The sequence below is a fragment of the Megasphaera jansseni genome (assembly GCF_047974155.1).
Lineage (GTDB): Bacteria > Bacillota > Negativicutes > Veillonellales > Megasphaeraceae > Megasphaera.
Genome location: NZ_JBHYRR010000127.1, coordinates 1 through 206 on the forward strand (window position 1 = coordinate 1; position 206 = coordinate 206).

The window sequence follows — 206 nt, forward strand, 5'->3', positions numbered from 1 at the left end:
TACAATGTAGCGGTCTATACGATTCGGCAGCATTACTTCGATACCCATCAATTCTTGCGGTACGAAGAAAATTACCCCATTTGCAAGGAAAATGAAAACTATGGCTTGTTGCAGGCCGGTGTTGCCCAGCAGATATTGAAAGTAGCCGACCGCAGTTTTCGTTCTTTTTTCGGGCTTTTGCAGAAAGTCAAGGCAGGTGACTATCA

At 44.7% G+C, this 206-nt stretch carries 1 pseudogene; it reads left to right on the forward strand.

Going from position 1 to position 206, the window contains the following annotated elements:
- Positions 1-206: pseudogene (locus ACE418_RS13630) on the forward strand (transposase); the annotation flags it as partial.